Here is a 19,843-nt window from a genome sequence, read left to right on the forward strand (position 1 = left end):
ACTGACAGTTAATGAAAACGACTGGTATTTATAAAGCAACATTTATTAATAAAAGACCTACCCAACAGGGTCATTCAAAAGCATTAGAAAGGACTGATCTATACAGGACAAGCCAGGACTTTATACTGATTTTGGTACAGAAAAATTTAAAAATCAGAATCATTGATTGAAATTAGAGCTAAAAACTAGGAACCTAGGCAGTACTAGGCTCCTAAATTTTTAGTCGCGCTACTGATTGGCACCAAATACAGCTTTAACTTCTAAAAACTCCTCTAGACCAAACTCGCCCCACTCGCGACCATTACCTGATTGCTTATAACCACCAAAAGGCCCTTTGGTATCTGCGCCTGCACCATTTAGATGAACATTACCTGTTCGCAATTGATTAGCAACATCGGCCGCCTCCTCTAAAGTCTCACCGTAAACATAGCCCGATAGACCATAAGGAGTATCATTGGCAACCTCCACAGCCTCTTCGACAGAGCCGTATGGAATCATGGTGAGCACTGGCCCGAAAATTTCTTCGCGAGCAATCGTCATTTGATTATTGGCGTTAGCAAAAACCGTTGGCTTCACATAGTAGCCTTGCTCTAGACCTTCAGGCTTTCCAATTCCGCCCACAACAAGCTCTGCACCCTCATCGATGCCCTGCTGAATTAATGCCTGAATTTTTTGATATTGAACATCGGAAGAAACCGGGCCAAGGTAAACACCTTCAGCATAAGGATCGTTCACCGAAAGCGCTTCCGCTGTTTGCTTAGCGATGGCTACAGCCTCAGCATGTTTTTCAGCAGGTACTAGCATTCTGGACGGCGCATTACAGGACTGCCCCGAATTCATCATCATACTTTGCACACCTTTAGAAACTGCTTTTTCTAAATTGGCCTCCGGCAAAATAATATTCGCAGATTTGCCGCCTAGCTCTAGTGATACTCGCTTGATGTCATCGGCAGCAGCTTTTGAAATTAAACGACCTGCACGAGTAGAACCGGTAAAAGAAACCATATCTACATCGGGGTGGCTTGAAAGTGGCGCCCCTACACCTGGCCCATCACCATTAACCATATTAAACACGCCAGCCGGCACACCAGCTTCATGCAACACTTCAGTAAAAATCGCAGCATCGAAAGGCGCGATTTCGGAAGGCTTAAGTACCATTGTACAGCCAGCGGCTATAGCCGGAGCTACTTTACAGGCAATCTGATTCAGCGGCCAATTCCATGGTGTAATTAACGCGCAAACTCCAATAGGCTCTTTGCGCAAACGAGTGCTGCCACGATTACTTTCAAATTCATAATCTTTCAACAGCTGCAAGGTTTCATTAAAATGCGCAGCACCCATGGCTGATTGGGCCATCTTAGACAGCCAAGCCGGCGCCCCCATTTCAGCGGTGATGGCTTGTGCTAGATCTTCTTGGCGTGCAGCAAGCCCGGCAAGAATTTTCTCTAGCAAAGCAATACGCTCTTCGCGGCTAGTCTGGGAGAAAGCAGGGAAAGCCGCCTTGGCCGCCGCTACTGCAGCATTTACATCTTGCTCATTACCCAGAGCTATACGACCACAACTTTCTTCATTAGCAGGGTTGATAACCTCTAAGGTTTTCAGCTCATTTGGCTCTACCCATCCACCATTTATATAAAAATTAAGGGTTTCCATCACTTGCTCCTGTATTTAACTGTATGTGCAAAATGGCCAGACTGCTTTGAGATGTCAGTATCCACCATTTTTCATGTGACCTAGACTGCCCTTTTTTAACCTATCTGCCAAGGCTGAAAGCACATCTTTACAAGCGAAAAATGACAGCACACCACTAGCGTCTAACAAAGCAACGGATATCGCGTAAATGTTAAGACGAAACCAGCTCATGCTGACTATAATGGCATAGTTTGAATACTCTAGGCGGTTTCCATTTTTACGGAGTTCACATGGCAGAAATATTTCTGGTTAGGCACGGCCAAGCCTCATTTGGTACCGATAATTACGATCAACTATCGGAACTCGGATACCAACAAGGCAAACTATTAGGTGAGCACTTCTTACAACAAGAACAGCAGTTTCAAGGCCTTTACAGTGGTACTCTTGCACGCCAACAACAAACTGCCCAAGCTTTAATCGATGTTTATCGCGCAGCAGCTGTTGAACTGCCCAGCCTTACCATCGATGCCAATTGGAATGAATTTGACAATCATGCTCAGGTAGATGAGCTGCTGCCCGCCATGCTTAGGCATCATCCAGAATTAGCAATGGATGCCAAGAACATGATGAATGATAAAAAGAGTTTCCAAAAAATCTTGAGAACCGTGTTTCAGTACTGGATCCTAGAGGAACCCCAGAGCTCCACTTTAGAATCTTGGCCGCAAGCAAGGTGCCGCTTTGAGGCAGGCTTAGACGCCGTAATGCAGCAAAACGGCAGCGGCCAAAGCGCGGCGGTATTTACCTCCGGTGGCGTAATAGCAGCAGTAAGCGCAATCGTTATGGGCCTTGGTGCAGATAAAGTTTATGGGCTTTTTGAGCCGGTGATCAATGCCTCTGTTACTCGCTTGGTCCACAATCAACATGACATTAGCTTATCAAGTTTTAATGAGCATCAGTTTCTGAATGCCATCAGCGGCTCAACAGATTTTATTAGCTATCGATAGCGCCAGGCTACTCGCTGGCTTTAAAGACGATAAAAGCTAGCAAGGGGTCGTAGGCGGGCTTTATAATAGGGCTTTTTTCTAGGTACTACCATGTCCTTTGCTCCGCTACACCTTAAATCCAACGCCGACCGACGCCTTAAACAGGGTCATCTGTGGATCTATTCAAACGAAGTGAATAGCCAACTGAGTCCCTTAAACGGATTCAGTTCAGGCCAGCAAGTGGAAGTACTTAGCAATGGCGGCAAGTCACTGGGGCTAGCCACTATGAATCCGCAAGGACTTATTTGCGCGCGCATGGTCAGCCGTCAAAAGAAGTACCCCTTAGATAAATCCTTATTGGTCCATCGTATTAAACAAGCTTTATCACTCAGAGAGCTAGCCTACCCCAAGCCATACTACCGTCTTGTTTATGGAGACAGCGATCTGCTGCCTGGTTTGGTCGTCGACCGTTTCGGCGATTATTTGGTTGTACAAATATCTACCTCCGGCATGGATCTGCTACAGCAAGAAATCGTGCAAGCCTTGCAAAAGGTTTTAAAACCAGAAGCCATTTTATTGCGTAATGATCATAGTGCCAGAAAGCTGGAAAACCTGCCTGAGTCAGTCGACACAGTCGGGGATATTCCAGAAGCCGTTGAGATGGAGGAAAACGGTTGCCACTTTCTGGCGCCAATAGCCTATGGCCAAAAGACTGGCTGGTTTTATGATCATCGAGAAAATCGCGCTCTTCTACAGCGACTGTCGCCAGGCAAACGTGTACTCGATGTATTCAGCTATGTTGGCGGATGGGGCGTTCAGGCCGCCTTTGCCGGAGCAAGTGAAGTAGTGTGTGTTGACGCCTCAGAATCGGCCCTAGACTGGGTAGCCGAAAACGCGGCTATCAATGGCTTAGAAGATAAGGTGTCAACTATCCACGGTAAAGCGATTGAAGTACTAAAACAATTAATTCAGTCTCAGGAACGATTTGATATTGTAGTACTTGATCCACCAGCTTTTATTAAAAAGCGCAAAGATCAAAAGTCAGGTGAAGCCGCTTATCGACATATAAATGAGCTAGGAATGAGACTGCTCGGTAAAGATGGCATTTTGGTTTCAGGCTCTTGCTCTATGCATTTGGCTAAAGATCGCTTGAACGATATTGTTCGAGCTTCAGCTCGCCATCTGGAACGCCACTGCCAAATCCTCCATCAAGGCGGTCAAGGCGCTGACCATCCAGTTCATCCATCTATTGCTGAAACTGATTACTTAAAAGCGGTCTTTGCCAGGGTTTACCTACCCTAGGCCGTTTTGAATTGAGGCTCGACAACAACATCACGGGTCGAGCCTAATTCTTAGCTTCATTAACTAACCGCTCTAAGCTCTCAATAAGCCTGGCATTCTGATTTTTTGAAAATACATCATCTTGTAGAGCTGTAGATGCTTCATTATTTTCGATAGCTTCGACCGAGATATCTAGTGGTAGCGTGTTCGCAGCTTTTAGCAATTCAATATTGTCATTTAGCTGCCTTACTTGTACAGACAAAACTTTCGACCATATTTCACCTGGTCGCCAATCATCTTTAGCCTCGTCCTGTAATACAGCAAGAATACTGTACTCAGCGAATGCAGCGCTTGATCTTTTTATAAGTTCAATTTGCGCCAACACTGGAAGGCGATAAAAGAGCACATCAATTTGACCAGTGTCTGATAACCATTGCTCTAGAACCTTTACGTCATTTGCCAAAGCCGTACTCACCACCTCTAGTAGCTGCCGCCTTCTTTGAATGTTTTGGTTGCCATTAATTTTGTAATCATCTACACGCTCTGCATTGGAGATATTATCGCCCCAGAGTAAGAAGGCTAATGGCAAATACCCCAGTATAGCTTCACTTGGATCTGTAATTGCATGCTGAGAACGAACCGATGTCTCATTAATCTCTACAAGCAAATCATTAACAATCCCCACTCCTTTATAGGGGCCAAAATCATCTATATAGCCAACAGCAATTGGATAAGGGTCAATCGCCAACCAGATATTACGCTGATCAGCATATACATTAGGCATTGACAGATGAAACTGAGCAACTGTGGCCAAAGCTTGATATGAGAGATAGCTCTCTATCCACTGCTCTTTTACAGCCGTGAGCGACTCGTCACTGGGATTACTTAGGAAGTCATCAACCATCTCATTTAATACGCTTAGTTTTTGCCTATTATCTGAAGCTGAGACTCTCACCTTTTTCCAGTATTCTGCCACCAGCTTCTTTAGCTTTAATTCGTCATCCTGGCTCAGCAGCAAGCTTTCCGTTTTTGTCTCGGTTATTGTTTCACCCTGCAGCTGCTCTGGAGCTTCATTACATCCTAGTAAGCAAAACTGCAAAACAAAAAGTACAATCAAAAAAGGTGTTGATGGCAATGAAAGTACCGAATTCCTTTTTTTCATCGTAGACTGATCACCGGAATATTATTTTTTTCGCAATACTTTTCAAGCTTTTCATCCGGATCTACAGCGACAGGGTTATCGACCACCTTTAGCAGGGGCAAGTCGTTGTGGGAGTCGGAATAGAAATATGCACCTGATATTGATTCATTATTTTGGGCAAGCCAAGTTTCAAGTCTCTCTACTTTTCCTTGCTGAAATGTTGGCGTTGAAACAACCCCACCAGTAAAATAGTCGCCCTTTTGCTCCAACTCTGGGGCCAGTAACAGCTCAATACCCAAGGCATTAACAATGGGCTGGGTGATATAGCTACTAGTCGCGGTAATTACCATAATGGTGTGCCCTTGCTTCCTGTGCTCATCCAAGAGAGCCGCGGCTTTGGGTAACATTACCTTTTTTATTTTTTCTTCCATAAACTTGGATCTTATAGATTCACGTTTGGAAGCCTCAATGGAGTTAATACCTCTAGCAACGAACTGTAAATAGGCATAGATATCCAATTCGCCGCGCTTATAGTCTTGATAGAATTTTTCATTTTTTTCGCCATATTCCGCAGCATCCACTAAACCTTCCCCTACGAGAAACTCGCCCCATAAATTATCACTGTCGTCACAAATCAGGGTGTTATCAAGATCAAATAGCGCAAGGGTCATGGTACTGCTCTCTAAATAGTGTAGAAAGACTCTATTGTAGGGTAAAAGCATTCTACTAGGCACAGTAAATTTACCTCAACTTATGGCCCTAATGTCAAACTTATGAAACAATGTTGGTAATTAAATCTTTGAGGCTGCTACGCAGATCAGCAAAATGTACCTTCGTGCCCTGCTCTTGATCGCGTTTGTAGCTACCCCTGGAGCAATCCTTGATAGACGCAGATGGTTTTCGTCCCAATGTTGGGATCATAATTTGTAATGACAAAGGTCAAGCCCTTTGGGCGCGCCGAATTGGCGGCCAAGACGCTTGGCAATTCCCCCAAGGCGGGATAGACGACAACGAATCCCCAGAACAAGCACTTTTTCGTGAGTTATACGAAGAAGTTGGATTAGAGAAGTCAGATGTCGAAGTACTCGCAGTCACCCGTGGTTGGTTACGCTATCGACTTCCTAAGCGCCTAATCCGTAGACACTCAAACCCCTTATGCATCGGCCAAAAGCAGAAGTGGTATTTGCTTCGTATGCTCTGTGATGAAAGTAAAGTTTGCTTAAATAAAATCGGCAGTGCGGAATTTGATCACTGGAAGTGGGTCAATTACTGGTATCCAATTGGTAAAGTCGTTTCCTTTAAACAAGAAGTCTATCGTCGCGCTTTAAAAGAGCTTGCACCTAGACATACTGCGCTGGAAGAGAATGGTCGTTAAGCTTTATTGATCCGGTGCCGAATTGTTTCTGACATTCAACGATGTAACAGCCACAAAAAAAGCCGCATATAGCGGCTTTTTTTGTGGCTTTAACTAACAGCTTAAGAAGCCGCTAGCTTACGCTCACGCTCAAGCTCATTTTGACAGTACTTAATCCAACCGTTCGCAAATTTCTTGCTACGCTTGTCTTTAGCCGCCTCTTTAAAGTGCTTGATAGCTGCGCCATAGCGTTTTTGATTAGCATTGGCCATGCCCAAAGTAATATAAAGCTGATCTTTACGCTTCACACCACCTTTCTTCAAAGCCTTCTCACCAACCTCAACGGCCTTCTTGTTATTGTCGCTGTCTAGGTAAATACCAGCCAGACGAGCATACAAATCACCACCGTCAGATTTTGACGCCGCCTGTTCCATTACTGGAATAGACTTCTTAATCTCCTGAGACATGCGCAATGCCGTCGCATAAACCTCTAGGTTTTTAGAAGTTGGCTCAATAATCTTATTCGCCAAGCCTTTTTTCATGATTTTAGCAGCCATATAGGGAACATCTTCACCCATATATAGATAAGCTAAGTTCATCAGCTCTTTTTCTTTGGTCAAGCCACCCATTTGATACACAGCATCATAGGCGAACAACTGATCCTTTTCGCGGTTATCCAAGCCGTACATACCAGCCAAACGGCGCCAGTAAGTCTTCTTCGGATACAAGCGAACCATACGCTCTAGGATTTCAATAACTTTCTTAGTGTTATTGTCATCGTAGTGCAGGGCACTTAGGATCTGGAACCAGTTCTCTTTAGGCGTCCTACCCTTTTTGTCGTACATCTCTACCGCAGTATTGATGGACCCGATGGCCTTCTTGGTCTTTTTATTGGTGTAGTAAACCTGACCCAGCATCGCGTGGGCGTCGGCACCAATAATCGGAGCAATTGCCATCCATTTTTCAAGGGTTTTCTCTGCTTCAATAGTATCTTCCAATACAAATTGAAGCTGACCAACGATATAAAGAGTTTGCACTTCAAGGCCTAGAGGGATATCCGGGCTCATTGAGAGTAGCAATTTGTACTCTTTAATCGCATTACGATAGTCTTCCATGCTGTAGTAAGCATAGCCTTTCAGGTTATATACCTGAGCCTTCTCGTAACGGTTAAACTTGGTGATATTGATATCATTTAAAAGCTTGATAGCACCACGGTAGTCAGGTTCACCCTTTTCAGGGTTAATCAACTGGTTAGGAGCTTCTAGCTTCTTAAACACCTTCTGACTAAGAGCCGGTGTTTTGCGCGTTTTTTGGGCAGGCTTTTTCTTCGCTTCTTGAGCGTAAGCCGCACCGAAAGTCGCGTCTTGATTAAAAGCTTTCATCACCACACTTGATACTGCTGGGGCAAGCATAAGCGGTGCCGCCAGCAGAGTGTGTTTGACGAGCTTTGTTGCCGCAGCCGTCATTTTCATGTTGTTACCCATTCTATTGTGCAATGGCGAAGGATATCTTGTTGCGTACACCTGGAACCTCGATTGGCTCACCGTCAACAACCCGTGGCTTGTACTTAAACTTCAAGGCCGCCTTCATTGCTGCTTTAGCAAAGATGGTGGAGCCTTCAGGTACATGCTCTACAACTACCGGATTAGCAACCGCACCACTCTTGGTCACGGTAAACTCAACAATTACATAACCTTCAATACCACGGCTTAGCGCTCGGCGAGGATACTGGGGCTGAACCTTCACGATAGGCAAGTATTCACCATCGGAAGAGAAGCCACCAACACCAGCCACATTTAGATTTGCTTGTACCTTCGGCGCACCCATGTTGATAGCGTCTGGGCTAACATCAGGGGTATCGAATTCAGGTTGAGGCATCTCTGGTGGTGGCTCGTCCGGCTCTTCGGGTTTCTCAGGTTTTTCGGTTTCGAAGCGGGTCTCGATCTTAGTTTCCGGCATATGAATATCGGCAATTTTAGTCGCCTCACCTTCTTCAGGTTCTGTCATATTCGCCGCGATCAAAGTATGCATCAAAACGAACAAGCCAAAAGTCACTGCCAATGCAATGGCTCCGGCTATTATGAGTCGTATTGGATTCATAGCTTGCCCTAGTTCTTCTCTGTCGCCACAGCAACGTCAGTGACACCCAGATCACGGGCAGCATCCACTACCAACGTTAGGGTTTCAATGCTTGCTTTGTCATCCGCCTGAACCACAATTCCCCCTTTCGGGTTCTCCGCACGTAATTGCTCGATGCGGTTACGCACCTGGCGCTCATCAATGCGGCTCTTGTCGATCCAGATTTCATTGTTGTCGCTAATCGCAATCAAGATATTCGACTTGTACTTCTGCTCTGCAGTCGTCGCATCAGGTCGATTAATCTCGATACCGGTTTCCTTAATAAAAGAAGCCGTTACGATAAAGAAGATCAACATGATGAACACCACGTCTAGCATGGGTGTTAAATCGATGCCGCCTTCCTCTTCAACTTTTCTTTTTTTGGCCATGGTTACTCTCTTAACATAACCGATTAATACTTAGCGTCTGCCTTGTGGGCACTAAGCAGGCTGGCTGCTTAGTGGTCCATCGTCAGGTGATCGGCAAGTAACTGATTTTCGCGTTCGGCAATACGAGTCACTAGAGTGTTACCAAATACGCCCGAAAGCGCCGCAACCATACCCGCCATTGTCGGGATTGTTGCTTTGGATACACCACTAGCCATGGACTTCGCATCACCACCACCAGTAATGGCCAATACGTTAAACACTTCGATCATCCCCCAAACCGTACCCAATAGACCAAATAATGGTGCTAGGGATACTAGGGTTTCGATCATGCTCATATTAATGCGTACATTCTCACTAACACGAGAGATCAGTGCATAACGAATTTGGTGGGCATTCCAAGACTGGCGCTCTGGACGAGCTTCCCAAGTATCTAAAGCACCTTGCACGTCGCGCTTTAGATTACCCTTGAAATACCACAAACGTTCGAAAATCAGTGTCCACATGACAAAAGTCAGGATGGCGATCAAGATAAGAACCTCACCACCCGACTCCACAAAGGCCTTAATGGCTTCTAATTGATCCATTAATGCCGTCATGAGCAATCTCCTACTTAGCTTCTACGTTTTCAGCTACTAGACCAGCGCTTTGCTCATCTAAGATGTGCAGTACACGCTGCGCACGACCGTTAACCAAGGTGTGCATCAATACAGTAGGAATAGCTACAACCAGACCTAGTACTGTGGTTACTAGAGCACCAGAGATACCGCCGGCCATTGCCTTAGGATCACCAGCACCGAAGATAGTAATCGCCTGGAAGGTCACGATCATACCGGTTACGGTACCCAATAGACCCAATAGCGGCGCCACAGCAGAGATAATCTTCAATAGCTGCAAGCCAGATTCGATAGCAGGCTTTTCTTTTAGAACCGCCTCTTCTAGCTTCAGTTCCAAAGTTTCGCCATCTAGACCAGGATTGTCTTCTGCAACTTTCAACACACGACCCAGAGGGTTGTTAGTGTTGGCCTTGTCAGACTTCAACTGAGCACTAACCTTGGCAGACATGCCAGTTAGAACGATCAAGCGGAAGATAGCCAATAGCATTGCGAATACACCAACACCGGTAATGATGTAACCAACTAGGTCACCCTGATGCCAGCGTTCAACGATAGATGGGCTGTTAATTAATGCACCCAGGTAAGTACCGCCGGAAGGACCAGTAGGGTCAACACCAACCTTGGTAAAGGTACCAGGGGCAGCAGACTCTAGATCTTTAGCAGCAGCTTGGAAAGCAGTAGGCTGACGCAGCAGCTCTTCTAGCTTGCCTTCTTTGAAAGTTAGGTAGTTACCATCAGATAGCAGGTTGTAAGTACCAATACGAATAACGTCTTGGTCGGCCTTATCACCATTTGGCTTGATTACGGTACCAGTGAACTTAGCCACTTTACCGCCTTCAATGGTTTCACGCTGGATTTCGTACCATAGCTGCTCAATCTCTTCGATAGTAGGCAGCTGGTCAGCGCTGTTCATTTTCTCGATCAGATTATCAAGAAATTCAGCACGCTCACCGTACTGAGCACTTACTAGAGAGTTATCAACGTTTGCACGTAAATCACCCGCTGCAGAAGTCAGATGACCGAATAGCTCTTTCAAAGAACCTAGACGCTCTTGCAACTGCTGGCGTTTCTGGTCAACAGCCGCTTCGTTTTCTTCGTAGTTTTTCTCTAAACGAACAGAACGAGCTTCTTCGTTGGCTTTAGTCTGCCTAGCTTGATTTAACAAAGCCTGCTGGTTAGCCTTTTGGCGACGGAAATCGGCTTCACGCTTACGCTGATCAGCAGTTTCTGCCACTTTGGCATCTTTAACCATTTTCAGCAGTTCATCCAAAGATGCCGCTTTGTCCTGGGCCATAGCAGTGCCTGCAGACAGCATGCCCGCTGCGGCAATAGCAATAACGCGCTTGGCGAAGGTCATTTTCATTGTGCAGCCTCCGGAGCCAAAATTGGTAGATCCATAATGTCGATTGTTGCTTGTTTCTTAGCGATCTTGATGCCTTTTAGGATGGCAGCACGATATTCACCAGAATCAATCGCTTCCCACTGACGGCTGCTAGCGTTATAAGCGCCAGACTTTTGGGTGTCAGTAGTTTGGTACATTAGGGCGATACGACCAACGCGTAGAATATTAACTTCACGCTCTTGACCGTCGATTTCTAGAGTATCTTTGTAAGTATCGATTTTACGACCGTACTCAGACTCGATTTTGTAGGCTTCTAGAACCTGACGGAACTTCTCAGATACAGGGATATCAGCACGTTCCTGGTTATTGCGTAGCATCTCTAGACGCTCTTCACGCTCAGCGGTGTGGAAAGGCATATCCAAAGCAACGAACTGCTCTAGACCTTCCAGCATACGCAGGATAAGTGGCTGGATCTGACGTTCCATTACTGTTACTTGATCGATGGAGTTAGTCAGATTGTCGATAACCTTCAACTGGCTAGCAATTTGCTTTTCCAACTGCTTGTTATAAACACGCAAACCTTCGATTTGCTTGTTTACGGTTTTGAAATCTTGTAACAAACTGCCAGTTTGCTCGGCAATTTTATCGATTTTCTGTTGAGACTGTGCCCCTGATTGGGCCTTAGTCTGACCAACCTTAAGGATGGCATCAATAGTTTGATCTGCTTGGGCTACACTCCCCATGAGCGCGCCGGCAGAAAGCACTGTGGTTAAAGCCACGGCTTTCAATCGCTGCTTCTTCATATTTCCCCCAACTCGGGTGCTTCTGTCTACTAAGTTTGCGACGTTCTCTAACTGGCAAATGGTTTATAAAAATTATCCATTTGCCGAGGTCAAGAGTGCGCCATTGTAATAACAGGCTGGAGCAAGATTCAACGGTTAATCCGGCTCCCCTGAAAATTGTGTAATTAAGTATCAGCCTGGTAACACATTACCCAACTGCAATCGGGCACTAAGGTAACATATAAATTAAACCTGTCACAGGGCGGTTAAAATCAACACAATTGAACACTTTTCAAGCAATCTCGAATGAATACTCAGAAAATGTTACTAGGTATTTTTGTCTCCAGAAGTAACACGCTCCAATACGCAGAAGGCATATGGATACGGATTACGCTCACAGGCCGCATGTTTTTCGCAAGAAATTTCACGCCATTGAGCGGCATTTAACGCCGGAAAAAAAGCATCTCCCTCAAGCTCTGTGTAAACCCTAGTGAGGAAAATTTTATCCGCGCGCTCCAGTGACTGACGATATATCTCAGCACCACCAATAATCATGACATCGCTGTGCGGAGAAAGTTGCTCAGCTAGCTCAATCGCAGCGCCAATATTATTTACTACACGCACCCCGTCATGCTGCCATTCTTGCTGGCGAGTGATAACGATATTTTCTCGACCAGGTAGCGGACGACCGATTGAGTCAAAGGTTTTACGCCCCATAATAATCGGTTTCGACATGGTCACTTGTTTAAAATACTGCAAGTCCTTTGGCAGATGCCAAGGCATTTTATTATCAATGCCGATAACATTGTTTTCAGCAGCTGCGACCACCAAACAAATACTCACGAAAATTACCCTTAATAAATCTCAGTGTTTAATACACATTTTTTAATTAGCAACTGGCGCCTTTTTAAATAGCAACTGGCGCTGGAATATGAGGATCAGGATCATAGTTTTGCAACTCAAAGTCTTCAAACTTAAACGCAAAAATATCCTTTACCTGTGAATTAATTTTAATCGTAGGTAGCGCTTTAGGATTGCGCTGTAATTGCAGCTCAACTTGCTCAGCATGGTTCGAATAGAGATGCGCATCACCAAAGGTATGGATAAAATCACCAGGCTTTAAATCACAAACCTGAGCTATCATCATGGTTAACAAAGCATAAGATGCAATGTTAAAAGGCACACCTAAAAAGATGTCGGCACTGCGTTGATATAACTGGCAGGAAAGCTTCCCTTCAGCCACATAAAATTGAAACATAGTATGACAGGGGGCCAAGGCCATTCTCCCCTCAGCAACATTGGCCTGCGGAGACATTGTTTCGTCCGGCAAATCCGCCGGATTCCAAGCGGAGATGATTAGACGGCGAGAATCTGGCTTGCTTTTAATCATGTCAATTAGCTGGCTTATTTGATCAATACTCTTGCTGTTAGGGGCAGGCCAGTTACGCCATTGGTAGCCATATACAGGCCCTAAATCGCCTTCTGGGCTTGCCCACTCATCCCAGATGCTCACCCCATTTTCTTTTAGGTAGGCTGTATTAGTATCGCCATTTAGAAACCACAGCAGCTCATGCACGATGGATTTAAGATGGCATTTTTTGGTGGTAACTAAGGGAAAACCTTGGCTTAAATCAAAGCGCATTTGGTAACCAAATACACTCTTCGTACCCGTCCCTGTACGATCACTCTTTTCTGTACCGTGATCACGCACGTGGCGCATTAAATCAAGATATTGTTTCATTAAAGTTTGTTCTCTATATACGAAGTACTGTTGCCCACTTCTGCGAGCAAAACACAAATCTAAGCTTCCCGCGCTCTAGCTTAACCTTCTACTTGCGCTGTTTGTTGTTGGTCTTTTTTCTTGGCCCAGCTGTAAGCCCAAATCATAAGCAAAATTCCAGCTGCTATCATTGGCAACGACAACAGCTGGCCACGTGTTACCCATCCTAGCCACAGTTGATCCTGCAAATGAGAATCAGGTTCACGAACAAATTCAACCAAAAAGCGGAAGCTGCCGTACAACACTAAAAATAAGCCGCTGACAGCACCTCTTGGGCGCGGGTTTTTAGAAAACCAAAACAGCAGCAAAAATAAAACCAAGCCCTCAAGGAAAGCTTGGTACAACTGGGAAGGGTGGCGCGCATTCATTGGGTCATTTGGAAAATACATCGCCCATGGCGCATCGGGATCAGTAACCCTTCCCCATAATTCCTGACCGATAAAATTACCAATCCTGCCAAAGCCCAAACCTAAGGGCACCAATGGCGCGACAAAATCGCCCAACTGCAACAGGGTTGTGTTGGTTTTGCGCGAGTAAAAGAAAATCGCCACACAAACCCCAAGCAAGCCACCATGGAAAGACATGCCGCCTTCCCAAACTCGAAACAGCCACAAAGGGTCAACCAAAAACTTATCAAAATGATAAAACAAAACGTAACCAAAACGGCCGCCCAAAATGACCCCGAAGGCGCCAAACATAATCAAGTCTTCCACTTGATTTGGTGCAATCGGGGAAAAAGGTTTACGGGCACGGCGCATACCTAGATACCAAGCCATCGCAAAGGCTAACAGGTACATAATGCCGTACCAGTGCACCTTGAGGCCAAATAGGTTAATCGCTACCGGGTCTATATCGGGATATTGCATAAAATTCATTCACTCGTTTCAGAGGGATGCCATAATACCACTAAGCATAAAGTTGAGCCCTACCAGACAAAGAAAGCCAGCAAAGCAGCGTTGCAGCAACTGCGGGGATAATTTATGGGCTAACTGGGCACCAAAGCGAGCCGACAAAGTGCTAAATACAGCAATTCCTATCCACGCCGGCCAATACACCAGGCCAAAGCTTTGATCAGGCAAGCCTTCAATGGCCAAACCGCTGTATATAAAGCTTAAGGTTCCCACCAAGGCGATGGGAAAGCCCAAGGCAGCTCCGCAAGCCACAGCCTTTTGAGCCTGCACACCCCGAGAGCTTAAAAAAGGTACGGTTAAAGAGCCGCCACCAATGCCAAAAATTGCTGAAGCCCAGCCTACTCCAGTTGAAACAGGTACCAGCAAAGGCCATCGAAGTGACTTTTCGACCTGCTCCTGTTTTGATTTGTTCCACATTTTCCAGGCCGTATAGAGAGCAAAAACGCCGATTATTATTTGCAAGTGCTCACCTTTGATACCCACAGCGGTCATACCGCCTAGCCAACTGCCAACGGCAATACCAGGAACCATCAAGGACACCAAGGCCCAATCAACTGCACCTTTTTTGTGATGGGCGTAAATTGAGCTAACCGAGGTGGTAACAATACATGCTAATGAGGTGGCAATTGCCATATGGACCATATGCTCAGCAGGGAAACCCAACAGGCCAAAGCTATAAATAAGTACCGGTACAATAATGATGCCGCCGCCGACACCAAATAAGCCCGCTATGATGCCCGCGAAAACACCTAGAACCGCATAAATCAAAAACAGCATGCCACCCCCAAGACTGAAAATGCTCCCTAGGAGCAGATGCAGGGCATTATGGTGCCTAGTTCTGCTAGACTCCACCAGCAATTTCTAATTTACGACTTTTAATATGTGCCTGATCCTATTTCGTTTTGACCCAAGTGCCGATCAAACTCTGATACTAGCGGCCAATCGCGATGAAGCCTATCAAAGAGCTACTGCGCGCGCCGATTTCTGGGAAGATCATACCGACATTCTGGCGGGCCGAGATTTAGAGGCGGGGGGCAGCTGGCTGGGGCTGAGCCGCCAAGGCCGTTTCGCCGCACTAACTAATTACCGGGAATCCGTGGCAAGCCCGCATGAGGGGCCCTCACGCGGCCAATTGGTAAGTCGTTTTCTTAGCGGCCAACAAAGCCCAGCAGAATTTATCTCTGAACTAGAAGGCGAAGCACAAGACTACGCCGGCTTTAATCTGCTGATTGGCAAAAAAACTGAGTTATGGCACATCAGTAATCGTGGCCAAAGCGCCGGTCAGTTGAGTGCCGGGTACTACGGATTAAGCAATGGCCCCTTTAATGCTCCCTGGCCTAAATCGACCAACGGCCTAGCAAAATTGAAAAGCTGCATAGAGCAGGGCAGCGAGGAGGAATCTTTGCGCCAACTTCTACTCGACGATCAGGCGCATCATGAGAACTTACCGGACACTGGTGTCGGAGAGGAGCTCGAAGTCTTATTAAGTCCACTGTTTATTCGTAGCGAACACTATGGCACTCGCAGTTCCAGTGTGGTGCTAATGAGCCAGAATCAGTTTAATTTCTATGAGTACAACTACCCTTACGGGGCAATGGACCAAGTTGAACGACGCCATTTCCGGCAAAAACTCTAAATAAACAAGCCCGCAATGAAAGTCCAGCATGCACCAAACGTCAAAAATAAAGTGAATTCACTTTACTTTTGAGCAATATTCCATCATCTTAAGATGCACTAGATCAATGGTATTGACGGAAATAGCATGAGCAGCGACGCAAAAACCAAAACATTTGGGCAAAAAGCCAAACAGACACGGCAACGGATTTTAGTGGCTGCCGCCCAAGAACTCGCTTCGCGCGGTGGCGATTTGGAGATAGCAAATGTCGCCCATACTGCACAAGTGTCCAGCGGCTTGATTTACCGTTACTTCGACTCCCGCACAGATCTAATTGCCGCCACCGTTGAGGACTTCTACGATCAATACGATCAATGGGTAATAGATATCAACCCACTGCCGGGCGCCGATTGGATTAGTCGCGAAAGAGCGAGGGTGGAACGCAGCATCAGCTTTATTCGTAAACATCCGCTCGCCAAAGTGGTGTTCCTAAATCGCCAAAAAGAACCTCTCGTTGCCGCCGTAGAAAGCCGGCGCTTAGCCGCTCACCTTCAGCTTGCCATTGAGAACGTCCTACTCGCCCAAGAGCGTGGCGAAATCGACAGCAACATCAATGCCTATGTTGCCTGCCCGATGATCATGGGCGGAATTCGTGAGCTCCTTGTGCAGTTGCTATCTGACAGCCCACAACTCAACAAGGACCCCAACAAGATGCTCGATCAAACTATGGCCTTTATGGCAAGAGCTATGGGGCTTTAAAAAATAGTGATCTAACAAATACAATAAGAGAGACGCCTGATAATGCAAAGACACGCTGAAATAGACTTAATAAAAAAAATACTGGCTTACGAAGAAAATAAAAGTACTGATATGCAGAGCGAGTGCTCCAGTATCAATGTTGACTGCTACACTCGAAAAGATCAATTTGCCAAAGAAGAACAACTCTTCAAAGAGATGCCCATCATCGTAGGGCATAGCAGCCAACTGCCGGAAGCTGGTGATTACTTTACCCGCGAAATCTGCAAAGTTCCCCTCATTGTTTTACGCCAAAAAGATGGCAGCCTGAAAGCATTTATTAATGTCTGCAAACATCGCGGCGGACGCCTCGCCCGCGAAGCTAGTGGCAAAGGCTTACGCTCCCTAGTATGTCAATATCACGCCTGGACTTATGAAACCAATGGCAATCTACGCGGCATTCCCCATCGCGATGGTTTCAGCAATATGCCCGAAGGCTGCAAGAGTCTCACAGAGCTCCCCTTAACCGAGCGCTTTGGTTTTATTTGGTTGCGACTAAGCCCCATTAAGGTGGGCGATAAAGATGGCGGCTTTGAAACCGAGCTCGACAAGCTACTGGGTGACAGCATTATTCAAGACTTAGAAGGTTATCAATTAGACAGCCATGTCGTTTTTGATCCAAAAGATTTCCATCGCCCGATAAATTGGAAGCTGGCGGTTGATACTTTTATGGAAAATTACCATGTCAAAAAAACCCATAAAGAAACCATCGACTTTATGTTTTTAGACACGGTTGGTAGTTACAAAAAGTTTGGCCTGCAGCAGCGTAATCTCTACCCTAAAAAAACCATTACCAGCCTACGTGAAAAAGATGAATCCGAGTGGCATGTTCGTGAGCACGGCAACTTTCTCTACCTACTCTTCCCAAATACATTGCTGTTAATAGAGCCCGATCATATAAACGTTTCTATTGTTTATCCCGATGGTATCGGACACACACAACTGATTAACTTTACCCTGCTAGCCAAAGCGCCTAATGAAAAAGGGATTGCCTATTTTTGCAAAAACAATGAAATTCTGTATCGAGCTTTAGAAGAAGATTTCAGTATGGCCAGCGACGTCCAGCAAGGCCTGTATTCAGGCGCCTGCCAGGAGTTTCTTCATGGACGATTTGAACAGGGGTTGCGCTACTTCCATGACAATATTGAAGAGGCTTTGAAAACCTAGTCATTTTCAAAATTGATATTTTGGAATGGGGCGGTGTAACTACATTGCAAAACAGCTACCCATAAAAAACGCCGCAATCTGCGGCGTTTTTTATTGTGAGGCAAATAGCTAACTCATTAAGGGTTAACTTTTAGCAACTCAACTTCAAAAACCAAAGTGGCGTTCGGCCCAATAATACCACCGGTACCACCAGGGCCATAGGCTAGGTTAGATGGGATATAAACCTTCCACTTTGAGCCCTCTGGCATTAACTGTAGAACTTCGGTCCAGCCTGGGATTACCTGAGTCACTTTAAAGGTCGCCGGCTCGCCACGTGCAACCGAGCTATCAAACTCAGTGCCGTCAATCAAAGTACCTACATAATGTACCTGTACGGCATCATCGGTGGTCGGCTTAGGGCCACTGCCTTCGGTGATCACTTCATATTGCAAACCACTTTCAGTGCTTTGTATACCTTCTTTCTTAGCATTTTCGGCTAGGAAAGCTTGGCCGGCAGCTAGGTTTTCTTCGCCCGCTTTTTCACTCTCAACACGAGCTTTCTCAATGGCTTCTTGCTGTTTAGCCATTTGCTTTTCCTGGTACTGAGTCATTACTGACTGCATCTCTTCAGGAGTCAAACGAGACTCTTTGCCTTCAGCGATGTCTTTAACCGCCGCAGAAATAGCGGCGGCATCTAGGTTCATCTCATCCTGCTTAAAGCGACCGGCAACATCGTAGCCCAGAATATAACTGATCTTCTTTTCCATGGTGTCTAGCACCAGCTCTTGTTCTGGTGCTTTTTTAGCCTGCTCATTACAACCTGCAACAAGCATTACAGCGGCAGCAACACCGGCAATCGCGAACTTTTTCATTATTGCTTCCTAATTGGTCCGTGAGGGGCTTGGCCCCATTAAACTATATCGTTAACTTTATTGACTTCGTTTATTTGTCTGAGCGTCTATCTCTTGATAGCGCTTATCCACCAGCTCTTGAATTTGCTGAGCATCTTGCATCAACTTCTGAGCCTGTCCTGGACTTACAGTCATCGGCAAGGGTACAGCCTTTGCATCAGCTTGAGTAGTATTTTCAGCTTCTTCTGTGGGCTCCGGCACGGGAACCGACTGCATCAAGTTAGCATTTGGGTCTACCCAAAGCTCTTGCGCTGTTCCAGCAGGGTTGGGCGTATCCGATAAATGCCAGTTACCGGCACTGTCTTGCCAGCGATAAGCCTTGGTTTTCCCAGACTGCTTGTCGCCTAAAATATCTCGACGCAAGCCATGCCACCAGCGATACAGCTCCAACTTAGCCTTTTCATAGCTTCCATTGACCTCAATATCGGGGGACAGTTCCGAGGCATCCATCCAAGGCAAACCATCCGGCCTTTTCAGTACAAATGGCGCCGCCAAAGCAAGCACAATGATCAGAGCCATAAGGGTAAGAAACAAACGCATAGGACCTCCAAGGTCTAGCTATAAATACTTTAGTAGTTGTTCTAGCTGTGAATTCAGGCCTGAACTATAGCTCTGACCCGGCTCTTCTTGGTGCATTAGATGCTCACCATACATTAATAGGTTTTGCTGCGCAGCATCCGGGCCACGACCCGATGATATCTTCAGCTCAAACAATGTCTGCTGCTCCCAGCGCTCTAGCTCCAACTCGAGAGACTTTGCCTGCTTATAAACCGTATCAAATGGATGATTTTTGAGCGCCCTTCGCAATTCACGCGTGGGTAAAAGATAGTTATTTTGGTGCTTATCAATTAAAGCCAAAGCACGCTCTAAATCTTCTGCTGAGATAAGGCACCCATCAACGCCCTGCCAAAGGCACCAAAGCAGAATATTGACCTGGGCCCCATATTCGTCCTGAAGCAGCAACAAGCATTTCGCAGCTTTGGGTTGCTGATAGTAAGCAAGACTAAACTGCCACAACAAATTTTCAGTATGGTCTGTCATTTAATACC

Annotated in this window: 22 protein-coding genes; 6 read left to right on the plus strand and 16 right to left on the minus strand. The window is 45.9% G+C overall.

Translation table 11 applies throughout. The features are described from left to right. Positions 1–228 precede the first annotated feature (228 nt). Positions 229–1,653 (minus strand): aldehyde dehydrogenase family protein, encoded by a 1,425-nt coding sequence (locus tag Q1A08_RS04395; protein ID WP_299770213.1) that lies wholly within the window; start codon positions 1,651–1,653, stop codon positions 229–231. Between the two features lie 269 nt (positions 1,654–1,922). Between Q1A08_RS04395 and Q1A08_RS04400 the strand changes: the two genes are divergently transcribed. Together Q1A08_RS04400 and Q1A08_RS04405 are read left to right on the plus strand one after the other, a co-directional pair. Then, positions 1,923–2,636 carry a histidine phosphatase family protein gene (locus Q1A08_RS04400; RefSeq protein ID WP_299770215.1) on the plus strand — a complete coding sequence of 238 codons (714 nt, stop codon included), beginning with the start codon at positions 1,923–1,925 and terminating at the stop codon, positions 2,634–2,636. 90 nt (positions 2,637–2,726) lie between these two features. After that, complete coding sequence (locus Q1A08_RS04405; protein ID WP_299770217.1) at positions 2,727–3,917, plus strand: class I SAM-dependent rRNA methyltransferase; 1,191 nt, start codon at positions 2,727–2,729, stop codon at positions 3,915–3,917. Positions 3,918–3,960: 43 nt separating this feature from the next. On the opposite strand, the gene Q1A08_RS04410 is transcribed toward Q1A08_RS04405, so the two are convergent. Then, positions 3,961–5,058: an imelysin family protein gene (locus tag Q1A08_RS04410; RefSeq protein WP_299770219.1), complete on the minus strand. Its 1,098-nt coding sequence runs from the start codon at positions 5,056–5,058 to the stop codon at positions 3,961–3,963. After that, the gene (locus Q1A08_RS04415) at positions 5,055–5,708 is read right to left on the minus strand and encodes an HAD family hydrolase (RefSeq protein WP_299770222.1); all 654 of its coding nucleotides are present in this window, start codon (positions 5,706–5,708) and stop codon (positions 5,055–5,057) included. The genes Q1A08_RS04410 and Q1A08_RS04415 overlap by 4 nt, the downstream gene beginning before the upstream one ends. 209 nt (positions 5,709–5,917) lie before the next feature. Here Q1A08_RS04415 and rppH point away from each other — a divergent pair, with 209 nt between their 5' ends. Continuing rightward, positions 5,918–6,412, plus strand: a complete 495-nt coding sequence (rppH, locus tag Q1A08_RS04420; protein ID WP_299770224.1) for an RNA pyrophosphohydrolase — start codon at positions 5,918–5,920, stop codon at positions 6,410–6,412. A 101-nt stretch (positions 6,413–6,513) separates the two neighbouring features. On the opposite strand, the gene Q1A08_RS04425 is transcribed toward rppH, so the two are convergent. The 10 genes from Q1A08_RS04425 to Q1A08_RS04470 form a co-directional block, all read right to left on the minus strand. Beyond that, positions 6,514–7,863 carry a tetratricopeptide repeat protein gene (locus tag Q1A08_RS04425; RefSeq protein WP_299770226.1) on the minus strand — a complete coding sequence of 450 codons (1,350 nt, stop codon included), beginning with the start codon at positions 7,861–7,863 and terminating at the stop codon, positions 6,514–6,516. Positions 7,864–7,876: 13 nt separating this feature from the next. After that, positions 7,877–8,491, minus strand: coding sequence for a TonB family protein (locus Q1A08_RS04430; protein WP_299770228.1), 615 nt, complete (start codon positions 8,489–8,491; stop codon positions 7,877–7,879). Between the two features lie 8 nt (positions 8,492–8,499). Then, entirely contained in the window at positions 8,500–8,898 is a 399-nt protein-coding gene (locus Q1A08_RS04435; RefSeq protein ID WP_299770230.1) for a biopolymer transporter ExbD, read from the minus strand. Between the two features lie 68 nt (positions 8,899–8,966). Next, on the minus strand, positions 8,967–9,494 hold the full coding sequence (locus tag Q1A08_RS04440) for a MotA/TolQ/ExbB proton channel family protein (RefSeq protein ID WP_299770232.1): 528 nt from the start codon (positions 9,492–9,494) through the stop codon (positions 8,967–8,969). Positions 9,495–9,504: 10 nt separating this feature from the next. After that, the gene (locus Q1A08_RS04445; RefSeq protein ID WP_299770234.1) at positions 9,505–10,875 is read right to left on the minus strand and encodes a MotA/TolQ/ExbB proton channel family protein; all 1,371 of its coding nucleotides are present in this window, start codon (positions 10,873–10,875) and stop codon (positions 9,505–9,507) included. Further along, positions 10,872–11,657 carry a DUF3450 domain-containing protein gene (locus tag Q1A08_RS04450; RefSeq protein WP_299770235.1) on the minus strand — a complete coding sequence of 262 codons (786 nt, stop codon included), beginning with the start codon at positions 11,655–11,657 and terminating at the stop codon, positions 10,872–10,874. Before Q1A08_RS04450 ends, Q1A08_RS04445 begins: the two co-directional genes overlap by 4 nt. Before the next feature lie 306 nt (positions 11,658–11,963). Next, positions 11,964–12,479 (minus strand): dihydrofolate reductase, encoded by a 516-nt coding sequence (locus Q1A08_RS04455; protein ID WP_299770238.1) that lies wholly within the window; start codon positions 12,477–12,479, stop codon positions 11,964–11,966. Positions 12,480–12,543: 64 nt separating this feature from the next. Further along, positions 12,544–13,377 (minus strand): thymidylate synthase, encoded by an 834-nt coding sequence (locus Q1A08_RS04460; RefSeq protein WP_299770240.1) that lies wholly within the window; start codon positions 13,375–13,377, stop codon positions 12,544–12,546. Between the two features lie 80 nt (positions 13,378–13,457). Further along, on the minus strand, positions 13,458–14,282 hold the full coding sequence (gene lgt / locus Q1A08_RS04465) for a prolipoprotein diacylglyceryl transferase (protein ID WP_299771096.1): 825 nt from the start codon (positions 14,280–14,282) through the stop codon (positions 13,458–13,460). Between the two features lie 18 nt (positions 14,283–14,300). Continuing rightward, positions 14,301–15,104 carry a sulfite exporter TauE/SafE family protein gene (locus Q1A08_RS04470; protein WP_299770242.1) on the minus strand — a complete coding sequence of 268 codons (804 nt, stop codon included), beginning with the start codon at positions 15,102–15,104 and terminating at the stop codon, positions 14,301–14,303. Between the two features lie 103 nt (positions 15,105–15,207). Between Q1A08_RS04470 and Q1A08_RS04475 the strand changes: the two genes are divergently transcribed. The 3 genes from Q1A08_RS04475 to Q1A08_RS04485 all read left to right on the plus strand — a co-directional run bounded on the left by Q1A08_RS04475 (position 15,208) and on the right by Q1A08_RS04485 (position 17,904). After that, positions 15,208–15,963, plus strand: a complete 756-nt coding sequence (locus tag Q1A08_RS04475; protein ID WP_299770243.1) for an NRDE family protein — start codon at positions 15,208–15,210, stop codon at positions 15,961–15,963. A gap of 126 nt (positions 15,964–16,089) precedes the next feature. After that, positions 16,090–16,701, plus strand: a complete 612-nt coding sequence (locus Q1A08_RS04480) for a TetR/AcrR family transcriptional regulator (protein WP_299770245.1) — start codon at positions 16,090–16,092, stop codon at positions 16,699–16,701. A gap of 42 nt (positions 16,702–16,743) precedes the next feature. Further along, positions 16,744–17,904, plus strand: a complete 1,161-nt coding sequence (locus Q1A08_RS04485) for an SRPBCC family protein (protein WP_299770247.1) — start codon at positions 16,744–16,746, stop codon at positions 17,902–17,904. A gap of 116 nt (positions 17,905–18,020) precedes the next feature. On the opposite strand, the gene Q1A08_RS04490 is transcribed toward Q1A08_RS04485, so the two are convergent. Genes Q1A08_RS04490 through Q1A08_RS04500 form a run of 3 tightly spaced genes read right to left on the minus strand, consistent with a single transcriptional unit; the run spans position 18,021 to position 19,835 of the window. Continuing rightward, complete coding sequence (locus tag Q1A08_RS04490; protein WP_299770249.1) at positions 18,021–18,755, minus strand: FKBP-type peptidyl-prolyl cis-trans isomerase; 735 nt, start codon at positions 18,753–18,755, stop codon at positions 18,021–18,023. 57 nt (positions 18,756–18,812) lie between these two features. After that, positions 18,813–19,334 carry a DUF4124 domain-containing protein gene (locus Q1A08_RS04495; RefSeq protein WP_299770252.1) on the minus strand — a complete coding sequence of 174 codons (522 nt, stop codon included), beginning with the start codon at positions 19,332–19,334 and terminating at the stop codon, positions 18,813–18,815. Between the two features lie 18 nt (positions 19,335–19,352). Next, complete coding sequence (locus Q1A08_RS04500; protein WP_299770254.1) at positions 19,353–19,835, minus strand: TIGR02444 family protein; 483 nt, start codon at positions 19,833–19,835, stop codon at positions 19,353–19,355. Positions 19,836–19,843 lie beyond the last annotated feature (8 nt).

Source organism: uncultured Pseudoteredinibacter sp., assembly GCF_947500695.1.
Lineage (GTDB): Bacteria > Pseudomonadota > Gammaproteobacteria > Pseudomonadales > Cellvibrionaceae > Pseudoteredinibacter.